General features: G+C 40.0%; 10 protein-coding genes. 3 read left to right on the forward strand and 7 right to left on the reverse strand.

Translation table 11 applies throughout. From position 1 onward, the window contains the following. Positions 1 to 212: 212 nt before the first annotated feature. From GQR46_RS10115 to GQR46_RS10140, 6 genes are read right to left on the reverse strand one after another with little or no spacing between them, the layout of a single operon-like run. A complete protein-coding gene (locus tag GQR46_RS10115; RefSeq protein ID WP_165740869.1) occupies positions 213 to 1,634 on the reverse strand; it encodes a tetratricopeptide repeat protein in 1,422 nt (473 codons plus the stop codon). 19 nt (positions 1,635 to 1,653) lie between these two features. Next, complete coding sequence (locus GQR46_RS10120; protein ID WP_010555258.1) at positions 1,654 to 2,310, reverse strand: energy transducer TonB; 657 nt, start codon at positions 2,308 to 2,310, stop codon at positions 1,654 to 1,656. 1 nt (position 2,311) lies between these two features. Beyond that, positions 2,312 to 2,716, reverse strand: coding sequence for a biopolymer transporter ExbD (locus GQR46_RS10125; protein ID WP_036981164.1), 405 nt, complete (start codon positions 2,714 to 2,716; stop codon positions 2,312 to 2,314). 4 nt (positions 2,717 to 2,720) lie between these two features. Then, positions 2,721 to 3,101 carry a MotA/TolQ/ExbB proton channel family protein gene (locus GQR46_RS10130; RefSeq protein WP_002960812.1) on the reverse strand — a complete coding sequence of 127 codons (381 nt, stop codon included), beginning with the start codon at positions 3,099 to 3,101 and terminating at the stop codon, positions 2,721 to 2,723. Continuing rightward, positions 3,094 to 4,419 (reverse strand): MotA/TolQ/ExbB proton channel family protein, encoded by a 1,326-nt coding sequence (locus GQR46_RS10135; RefSeq protein WP_165729237.1) that lies wholly within the window; start codon positions 4,417 to 4,419, stop codon positions 3,094 to 3,096. Before GQR46_RS10135 ends, GQR46_RS10130 begins: the two co-directional genes overlap by 8 nt. Continuing rightward, complete coding sequence (locus GQR46_RS10140; RefSeq protein ID WP_165740870.1) at positions 4,419 to 5,192, reverse strand: DUF3450 family protein; 774 nt, start codon at positions 5,190 to 5,192, stop codon at positions 4,419 to 4,421. Before GQR46_RS10140 ends, GQR46_RS10135 begins: the two co-directional genes overlap by 1 nt. A gap of 217 nt (positions 5,193 to 5,409) precedes the next feature. On the opposite strand from GQR46_RS10140, the gene GQR46_RS10145 reads away from it, so the two are divergent. Both GQR46_RS10145 and GQR46_RS10150 read left to right on the forward strand, forming a co-directional pair. Beyond that, entirely contained in the window at positions 5,410 to 7,590 is a 2,181-nt protein-coding gene (locus GQR46_RS10145) for a TonB-dependent siderophore receptor (protein WP_165740871.1), read from the forward strand. A gap of 89 nt (positions 7,591 to 7,679) precedes the next feature. Next, positions 7,680 to 8,360 carry a Fe2+-dependent dioxygenase gene (locus GQR46_RS10150; protein WP_007585050.1) on the forward strand — a complete coding sequence of 227 codons (681 nt, stop codon included), beginning with the start codon at positions 7,680 to 7,682 and terminating at the stop codon, positions 8,358 to 8,360. A gap of 652 nt (positions 8,361 to 9,012) precedes the next feature. Here the strand turns inward: GQR46_RS10150 and galE are convergent. Continuing rightward, on the reverse strand, positions 9,013 to 10,029 hold the full coding sequence (galE, locus tag GQR46_RS10155) for a UDP-glucose 4-epimerase GalE (RefSeq protein ID WP_165740872.1): 1,017 nt from the start codon (positions 10,027 to 10,029) through the stop codon (positions 9,013 to 9,015). Between the two features lie 279 nt (positions 10,030 to 10,308). Here galE and GQR46_RS10160 point away from each other — a divergent pair, with 279 nt between their 5' ends. Further along, positions 10,309 to 10,800, forward strand: coding sequence for a DUF3016 domain-containing protein (locus tag GQR46_RS10160; protein ID WP_010555263.1), 492 nt, complete (start codon positions 10,309 to 10,311; stop codon positions 10,798 to 10,800). The last annotated feature ends 30 nt before the right edge of the window (positions 10,801 to 10,830 follow it).

Here is a 10,830-nt window from a genome sequence, read left to right on the forward strand (position 1 = left end):
AGTAAATGAGAAGACATTAAAACAATAGTAATTATGTATTTTTACTTTTCTAAAGCGAAGCGCCCTCTAAACCTCTTTGTGAATAAATCAGTTAAGATCTTATTTCACAAAGAGGAGTAAATGAGAAAACATTAAAGCATAGAAATTACGAGCTTTGCCCATCACGCCAGCAATCTGTGCGACTACAAGTAAATTTAACCACAGCGTTAAACTTACCCCTCTTGGCGCACTATATTCTCAAGGGCGCGAATATTAGCAATTAAGTCCTGGCGTTGTGGGTTAGCTTGTAATGCTTTTCTAAGATGCTTTAGCGCGCTCGGGTAGTCTTTAGAATCAATCGCTATTTGCGATAATCCAAGCCACGCCGATAGTTGGTAATCAGGTAGGGCTTGTGCACGAACGTACATAAGTTTTGCTTGGGTAAGTTGGCTTTTACTGCGATATATACTCGCTAAACTAAGTAGGGCATCACCTAAATTCGGGTTTATTTTAAGTGCGTTATTTAAGCTTTTAAGAGCACGTTTAGTATTACCTTGCTGCATAGCAATTTGTGCGCTGTATACAGAGAACTGGGCTTGTTCATCACGGGGTAGTTGCTTAGTTAATCTTTTTGCGCTGCCTATTAGATCTTTAGCTGAATCCCATTTTTGTTGAGATACAAGCCAGCCTAAAGTTTGCATCGTGGTATTAATAACCTCAACTTGCTGTTTTTTAGTGGCGTGTTTTAAACCTTGCTTCAATAAACTAACAGCGCGTTCAGTGCTGCCTTCACTTAAGTGTAGCTGGGCTGCTAAAAGCTGGTTACTGGTATCTTTAGGGTTGAGTTTTAAGGCGACTTCAATAGCAGCAAGCGCTTGCTTTTTTTGATTAAGTTGTAATGCTATTTGTGCACGTTGCAACCAAAGTTCAGCTTTATCCGGGATTTTATTGAGTAATTCTTTTAATAATGCATTTGCCTGATTTAAATCACCCGATTCAATTAACGCAAACAATAGCCCTTGTTGATATTGGCTTGTTTCTGGCGCTAGCATCAGCGCTTGGCGGTAGGCCGCTACTGCGCTCCAAGGTTGGCTGTGCTGCACGTGTATATAAGCAAGTTGCGCATAACTTTGTGCATCAGCCTGACCAAGTTCAATAGTGCGTACTAAGTGTGTTTGTGCTTTGTCATACTTTGCTTGTTGCATGTATAAAAGGCTCAAACCTTGGTGTGCTTTTACTAAATCAGGTGAAGCTTTTAAACACGCCAAGTAAGCCAGTTCAGCGTTATTAAAGTCCTTTGTTGAAAGCAAAACTTGTGCACGTAACAAGTTTAAAGCAGTGCTATCTTGGCTTATATCACGACCTTTAAATAGCGCAGCAACTTCACTGTAATTACCGGCTTGTAAGAGTGGCTGCACTTGGCGAGCAAAACCGCGCTCGGTCGGCTCAATAAGGACCTCTGTAGGACCCAGTAATTTATTATTTATAGCCAACTGCCATGTTGGATCGCTAGGCGATAACGTTACTTTTAGTGGCGCATTAGTATCACTGGCAGCGCTTGCATGTACGCTACTTGCACTTACTAAAGGTAATGAACACATTACAGTCGTCAACAGTGCGGAAGTTAATGGTTTTAGCGTTTTAAATATATTCATATTTTTCATTTTAATAGGCTTAAGGTTTAAATTCGATTGGCCAAATAAAGCGAGCGCGTACGGTTTCACCTTCTTTTTTAGGTGCACTAAAGCGGCTTTGTTTAATAATTTTGTCGATAGCTGGTTTAAGTTCAGGATATGGATTTTGCACTACCTCAATTAAACTTACCTTGCCACTTTCATCAATAAATACATCGAGTTTTACAGTAAATACATCAACACCTCGGCGGGTTAAGCTTTTTGGTAAAACGGCCTTGACGGGAGTAAGCAAAGTGGGGAGACCATCGAGTTGATTTAAGCTAAATGCATCCCAATTTACACTCATTGATTGCCATTGTGGCGCGCTTACTTTTACGCTAGGTGTATCGGGTTTTACAATACTTAAATTGCTGTTGATCTTAATTTTTACGGCTTGAATAGACGCGCCTGCACCTTCTACCGCTAAGCTTTGCATTGGCTCACTTGTTTGCTGTTGCGATATTGATGGCGGAGGAGGAGGTGGCAGTGCCACCATGGCAATCTCACGTACAACCACTTTGTCTTGTATATGATGCTCTGCAAGTTGTCCAAGCCATAAAAGTAGTAATGCAGCACTAAGTACAATGAGGCTAAGGCCAAATGCAAAAAGTGGATGGCGATTGTTTTTTGTTTTTTGAGGCGAGTCAATCGTGTGCATATTATTGCTTCGTAGCTAAGTTAACTTGCGCCGCGCCTGCCAGCTTTGCTTCGTCAATTACTTGAACAAGTAACTCTGTAGGTACTGTTTTATCAGCTTGAATTACCACAGGGCGTTGTTGCTGTTTTAACATTTGCTCGACACTACTACGTACACCAGCAACACCAATTTGGCTACCATCAAAAAATACTTGTTGGTTGTCGGTTATTGCTAAAAAAATGACTTGCTGCTCAAGACGGCTGGCCGATACGGCTTGTGGTTTATCAACTTCAACGCCGCTTTCGCGTACAAATACGGTTGTAACAATAAAAAATATTAGCAATATAAATACCACATCAAGTAGCGGCGACATATCAATATGTTGCCCCGCTTCTTGCTCTAGCTTGTGCTTTAATCGTGATTGCATAGTGTTACCCTAACTGTTTACTTAACGTATGTAATTTAGGATTACGCTGCGAATACGCTAAGTAAGCTTGCATTAACCATGCAGGAATAGCGCACACAAGGCCCAATTGAGTTGTTAGTAATGCATCACCAATGGCGTCACTCATTAACTCGTTATGGCCCAGCGCCATTACTTTAAATGTATCAAGCAAACCAACAATGGTACCTAATAAACCAAGTAGCGGAAGAGCAGCCGTTAAAATAGAGCTAACCTCTTGCCAGTAGCCTTTGCGCTGCGCTTGGTATTGTTTAAGGTGCAGTAAGTCATGAAAAATTAACTGGTATACAAATAAAGCGAGTAAAAGAATACACCAGCAAATAGGGTTACTAACGATTTTTTCAAACATTGGTTTCTCCTTTTTCTAGTTGACTTAGCTGTAATGCAAAGCCTTCTAGTTGGCTGTAGTACGCTTTTGCTTTACGTGATAGCAGTGCATTTAATACCAGAGCTGGTATGGCAACGACTAAACCTAATTCAGTTGTTATAAGTGCTTGTGCAATACCGCCCGATACAACTTCTGGGTCGCCTGAGCCAAACAAGGTCATCATTTTAAATGTTTCAATCATGCCGCTAACAGTACCTAACAAGCCAAGTAGTGGTGCTACTGCAGCCGTAACGGCAATAGCGCCAATAAAGTTATCGAGTTTATGCTTATCGTGAATTAACTGATTAAATAATTGATCGTCTCGTACTTGGCCTTTTTCGCTTTGCAGCGTTAAGTTAAATAACTGCTGCTGCATGCCTGCAAATTCATTGCTATTTTCAGCTTTAAAAAATTGCTGTAATTGCATTTGAGAGTGCATTTTAATTTTACTTAAACGCAGTAATTGCGCGGCTTTTAATAGCGCAATGGTTAGTGCAAAGCAGGCAAATAAAATAATAGGGATAGCCCATAAACCGCCTTTTTCTAAGTGTTCAAGCGGACTTTCTTGTTGGGCTTGGCTAGTCACTAAGTGCGTTAAACTAGGATCAAAAGTAAGTAATGTAGAGCCTACACCGTTTTGCTTTAAAGTATTATCGAGTGGGTTATCGTCACTTGTTGATTGTACTAACGCTACCTTTAATGCATTAGATTCATCATCCAAATTTAATAAACCCATAAGTTTAGGTGTTTGCGTACTAAACCATGCAACAGGCCCTACTTGAAGGGTACTAGCTTGGCTTAATTCGCCATTACTTAGCACAACCGATTGTTTTTTAAACTGTGGATAAAGTGCCTGTTCTTGATTATTAATTTGCGATATAACGCGGCTTAATAACTCGTTTTGGTTATTAGTCGACTCGTTACTGCTAGCACTATTGCTGGTATTTTGGCGCACAAAACGGCTAAGTAAGTTTAATTGATATTGCTGTTGTTGTTGCCAAGTGTCTAATCGGGTTTGTAACTGATCAAGGCTTAATGTGTTTTCGTCAGCTAGGCGGCGATTAACGGCTGCTTGTTCGCGCAATTTACTGAGCGATTGCTGCTTGGTAAAAATTTGCTTTGCAAGAGTAGCTTGCTCTTTTGAAATACTATTTTGAGTTTTATTTAGAGTGCGTTGCGCTGTTTTAATATCACTTAAAATACTTTGTTTAGCATCATCACTGCTGGCTGCAAAAGAAATGTTTGCGCTAAAAAGTAAAACCGTGGCGCTAAATACTGCAATTATGCTGTTAGTAGCCATTATTTAGCCCCTTGCTGGTTTTTATTTACATAACTTAATATTGGGAGTGTTACCCAATCAGCAGCGCGCTTTTTTTGCTGTACAGCAATACCCAGTGCAACTTGTTCAGCATTAATGCTTGGGTCAAATTCCCACTGCCAACCTAAGTCACTTGGAAAACCAATACCTACATAACTTAAATCTTCGCTTACAAACCATGCTTGAGCTGCACCTAAGTAAAGCTTCTTTACCCATACTTCTTGCCCATCAGGATGCTTAATAGCCATTTCGTGAATAGAAATACGTTGTTGAAAATCATTAAGTAGAGTCAGCATTTTTAGCGCTGTTTGTAATTTGTCAGTTGTACTGAGCTGTGAGTCGCTTAAATCACCGGTGTTTTTCCAACTACTTAAAAGTGGCGGGGGGAGTTGCACTTGTAATGAAAGTAATTGCTGAGAAATACGCGCTAGTTGATCATTTAATTGCTGTTGATCATTTTCAAGCTCTGATTGCTTGGTAACAAGCTGTTCGCGTTTTTGGGCAAGCTCACTGGTGTTTTTTTTTCTACGCTGATTAAGCTCGCTAAGTTGCTGCTGCTCAGCATTTAGAAGCGTTAAGGTTTGCTCCATGCTGCTTTTTTGTTCAAGCCAATGAGTATTTAATTCTGTGTTTTGATTTTCTATTTGTAGCCATTTATTAACGAGTTGTTCTAGCTCACTAACAGTGTCGGCTTTTACTGCCATAGTGCTACAAAGCGCGATAACTACGCTAATTGGTTTAATTAAGCTTCGCATTACTTAACAACAATCCTGAAAGTTACTACAAGCAATTACAAGGACGTAATTACTGTTAATTTTTGAGTGTGTATACAATATAGGAATTTACATAACAATGCAATTGATAACAGTTATCGTTTACATTGCTTTGTTTGGGTGGTAGGATTTCGCCGAAATTAAATATGTACCTTAAATTAACAATAGTTAAGTGCTTAATAAAAACTACGGAGTAACCATGAGTAAGCCATCGAATAAAGGAAATGCCTACATAAAGCCAATTGCAGCGGTTGTTACGGCAACGCTTTCAACTTGGGCAAGTGCACAGGATGTTCAAGAACTATCGGTAACTAAAGCAGAAACTAAAACTGAGTCTAGCTATGTTGTTGAAAAATCAACGTCTCATAAATACACTCAACCGCTACTCGATACAGCTAAAACTGTAACGGTAATTAACCAAGCGGTAATGAAAGATAGAAACGTAGATAGCTTACGTGATGCTTTACGCAATGTGTCTGGTATTTCTTTAGCTGCAGGTGAGGGTGGCTCACCTACTGGCGATAGCATGTCGATTCGTGGTTTTAGTGCAACAAATGATATTTTTGTAGATGGTATTCGTGATGTTGCAGGTTACACACGTGATATTTACAACATTGAAGCCGTTGAAGTTGCAAAAGGCCCAGGCTCAGCGGTTTCTGGTCGTGGCGCAGCAGGTGGTAGTGTTAATTTAGAAAGTAAAAAGGCGAAGTTAGACAACTTTAACGACGTTTCGCTACGTTTAGGTACAGAAAACGATTACCGTGGTCGTTTTGATACTAACATTCAAGTAAACGACACAAGCGCACTACGTATCAATCTTCTTACTGATAAAGGTGATGTTGCAGGTCGTGACCATGTTGAGAATGAAACAAATGCTGTTGCGTTTGCATTTGCAACAGGGCTTGGTACAAACAGCCGTTTTGATTTAAACCTAGAGTATCAGCGCCAAGACAATTTACCAGATTACGGTATTCCTTGGGTTTACAGTGATACGCCAGTAGCTGAACTTGCAGATAGCGCGCGCTCACCTTCTCCTGTCGATTTTGATAACTTTTACGGTAATATTTACCGTGATTATGAAGATATTGAAGCCTACTCAACAACAGCTCGTTATGAGTATGATTTTTCTCAAAATACTACGTTACGTGTGCAAGGTCGTTTAGGTAAAGTTAAACGTGAATCGGTAACAACTGCACCGCGTTATTTCTCGGTTACAACAGACACTGACATTACCTTTGCAGATGAAAAAACACGTGATACAGAAAATTCACTTGCTGCACTTCAAGTTGATTTAATTGGTAACTATGAATTTGCTGGCTTTACTCACGATGTTGTAGTGGGTGTTGAACTTGCAAACGAAACGTTTACACGCCATAACTTTGTTGCAACTACACCTGATAACCTAATTGAAGATGGAATACGCAACGACTTATACAATCCTGATGCAACAATTGCATTTACGGGTGTGTATGGCCGTGACGGTAGAAGTATTGAAGCTAAAGCTAAAAACCAAGCTATTTATGCATTTGATACAGTAACACTTAATAAACAATGGGAAGTAACGGGCGGCATTCGTTTTGATAGCTTCACTACGGATTATCACAACGATTATAATGACCCAAGCGCTTTAATTTCTACAAGTGATGACTTATTTAGTTGGAATGCGGCTGTAGTTTATAAACCAGCCGATAACGGCAGTATATATTTAGGCGCGGGTAATTCATTTAACCCATCTGCTGAAGGGCTAACGGTATCTACACGTTCAAATGCAGCTGATTTAGATGCAGAAGAAAGCCGCAGCTACGAGCTAGGAACTAAGTGGAGCTTAATGGATGGGCGCCTGCAAACTAATGCTGCACTTTTCCGTACTGAGAAAACCAATGCCCGTACTGATGACCCATTTGCAGATAGCTCAAGTGACGAAATACTCGGTGGTGAACAGCGCGTACAAGGTTTAGAGCTTTCAGCGACAGGCTTAATTACTAAAGAGTGGACTGTAATTGCTTCATACACTTACCAAGATAGCGAAGTAACTAAAGCATTAGGCGACGACGCAACTCAAATTGGTAACGAACTTGCACGTACGCCTAAAAACAGCGCGAGTGTTTGGACTACGTACGATATGTCGGATAAATTATCGTTTGGTTTAGGTGCACAATATGTAGGTGAGCGCTACAACGGCACTACGTCTACACGTTCTCGTGCACCGGGTTATACTATTTTTGACCTGATGATTGCGTACGACATATCAAAAGATTTGAGCCTGCAGTTTAACGGTGAAAACTTAGGTGATAAAGATTACGTTGATCAGCTAGGTGGCGGGCACTTTGTACCAGGTGATGGTCGTAAGTTTAGCCTAACAGCAAGCTACTCTTTTTAATTTTAAAACAAATTAAAAAGTATGAGTAAATATAAGGGCAGGCCTATTACCTGCCCTTAATTATTTGATAAAAATGTGAGAGGGCGCACATGCTAGTTAAAATTCCAGAGCTATTAACAAAAGAAGAAGTGGCTTATTGTCATGAGGTTTTGCTTAAAGCGCAGTGGGCCGATGGCAGTATTACCGCAGGGCATCAATCAACCAAAGCAAAAAATAACTTACAGCTACCTGAAAATAGCCCTGAATGCCAAGAGCTTGGCGACATTATAATGGCAGCACTTGCGCGCAGTAATTTGTTTATGTCGGCAGCACTTCCTGCAAAAATTTTTCCTCCGTTATTTAACTGTTATCAAGGCGGGCAATCGTTTGGTGTGCATGTAGATAATGCAATCAGGCAAGTGCCGGGTACGCCTGTGAAAATTCGTACAGATGTATCAATGACGTTATTTATTAATGACCCCGAAGACTATGAGGGCGGTGAACTTGTTATTGAAGACACTTATGGCTCACATAGCGTAAAGCTGCCAGCAGGCAGTATGGTGTTGTACCCTTCAACGAGTTTACATCGTGTAATGCCAGTAACGAGTGGGCGCAGATTAGCCTCATTTTTTTGGTTACAAAGCATGGTAAACAGCGACGAAAAACGTGGTTTGTTATTTGATTTAGATATGTCGATTCAAAGTTTGCGCAGCAAAGTAGAAGATAGCCCAGAGATTATTCAGTTAACGGGTGTTTATCATAATTTGTTAAGGCAGTGGGCGCAGACATAACAAAGATACTCGTTATTAAATATTGGATATAAGTAATTAAAAGCTGCGCTTTTCGCGTGAGCAAGCTCTACGCCTACAGCCAAAACTTAACGCTGTGCTGAAATTACTTGTAGACGCGCAGCTTGCTGGCGTGACGAGCGAAGCTCGTAATTTCTATGTTTTGGTCTCTTCTCATTTACTCCTCTTTTTCTTCTCTTTGTGCAATAAGATTTTAAGTGATTTATTCACAAAGAGGCTAAGAGGGCGCTGCGCTTTAGAGAAGCCAAGAGTAAGTAACAATCAGTTATAAATATTAAAAGCTGCGCTTTTCGCGTGAGCAAGCTAAACGCTTACAGCCAAAATTTACGCTGTGGTTAAATTACTTGTAGACGCGCTGCTTGCTGGCGTGACGAGCGAAGCTCGTAATTTATATGCTTTGGTGTCTTATCATTTACTCCTCTTTGTGCAAAAAGATTTTAAGTAATTTATTCACAAAGAGGCTAAGAGGGCGCTGCGCTTTAGAGAAGCCAAAAGTAAGTAACAATCAGTTTTAAATATTAAAAGCTGCGCTCTACGCCTACAACACAGCTATAAAATTGAACTCGGTATTTAAAGTACTCTGTAGGCGCGGTTTTATACCGCGCACTTACTTTAAGTTTGAAGCTTGCTTTACTTAACCCTTATAACCGTTAGGGTTATTTGACTGCCAACGCCATGTATCTTGCATCATTTCATCAATACCGCGCACTGCTTCCCAGCCAAGTTCATTAAGTGCTTTTTCTGGCGCTGCATAACATGCTGCAATATCACCAGGGCGACGAGGTGAAACCTGATAGGGTACAGCTTGATCGCTTGCTTTAATAAATGCATTAACCATTTGTAGTACAGAGTAACCATTACCAGTACCTAGGTTATAAACTAATGCACCCGTGCTGCTGGCAATTTTATCAAGCGCTTTTAAATGACCCATTGCTAAATCGACTACATGTATATAATCGCGCACACCAGTACCATCAACTGTGTCGTAATCATCACCAAATACAGCGAGTTGCTTTAATTTACCTACCGCTACTTGTGCGATAAACGGTAAAAGGTTGTTCGGGATACCGTTAGGATCTTCACCAATCAAGCCCGATTCATGTGCACCTACTGGGTTAAAGTAACGCAAAATAGCAAACGCAAAGCGCTCATCTGATTTAGCGATATCTTGTAGCATCATTTCAACCATTAGTTTAGATGTGCCGTACGGGTTAGTAGTACCGCCTACAGGAAAGTCTTCTTTAATTGGTAAGCTTGCAGGGTCGCCGTATACCGTAGCTGACGAGCTAAATACTAACTTGAATACACCCGCGTCGCGCATTGCATCAACAAGCGTAAGCGTACCTTGTACATTGTTTTGATAGTACTCAATGGGCTTTGCTACCGACTCGCCTACTGATTTTAAGCCCGCAAAATGTATAACACTATCAACCGTGTGTTTTGCAAATACTGAATCTAAAAAGAATTTATCGAGAATATCGCCTTGGTAAAAAGTGGCCTCTTTGCCTGTAATATTCTTTACGCGCGCAAGTGATTCTTGTGATGAGTTACTTAAATTATCAATAACAACAACATCGTTACCTTGCTGTAAAAGTTCTAAAACAGTGTGCGAGCCAATATAGCCAGCGCCACCGGTTACTAAAATAGTCATGAAAGCTCCGTGGGTACCTTTTATCAATTAAGTTAATTTCACCATAAATAGAGGTGATTTACATGCTTTATCTGTAATTTCTATAGTTTAAATAACATCTTTTTTTAATAACGGTAAATTAAGTACTTTTGATTACATTTTACTCAGTACAAGTAACACTTTATACGTAAGATTAAGTTATAGTTAATAAACAAGTGCTAAAATGAGTCTAGTAATAGCTAATGCTAGGTTTACTCCAATCTACACTTTTGTGATTGGTCTACCTCTTTGGAGAAAGATATGAATTTAGTTAAAAAAATAGCAACAACAATGTGTATCGCATTACCTGCGCTTGCCCATGCTGGTGAGTCTGTTGTTAAATGGCATGACTTTAATGATTATCGTGATGTGCGAGCGTCAAACCAAACAAAGAGCTCATATCACAAAAGTGTGGCAGCAAGTTTCGAAAAGCATATGGCTAAACTAGCCGAGCAATTGCCAAAAGACTATAAATTAAACGTAGAGTTTACAGATTTAGATTTAGCAGGTGATGTGCGTTATGGTGGTATGGACGAAATTCGTGTAGTAAAACCAATTTATTTTCCACGCATTAAGCTAAATTATTCGTTAACCGATAACGACGGTACAGTGCTAAGTAAAGATACTGATGTGGAGCTTAAAGATATGGGCTTTATGGATAAAATTAAAATGGGCCGCGACGAATCATTTTATTACGAAAAACGCTTACTAACAGAGTGGTTTGGTGAACAAATATTACCAAGTTTAGATTAACTGAAAATAAAAATGCCGCTAAATAGCGGC

The organism is Pseudoalteromonas sp. Z1A6, from assembly GCF_011378745.1.
Classification (GTDB): domain Bacteria; phylum Pseudomonadota; class Gammaproteobacteria; order Enterobacterales; family Alteromonadaceae; genus Pseudoalteromonas; species Pseudoalteromonas arctica.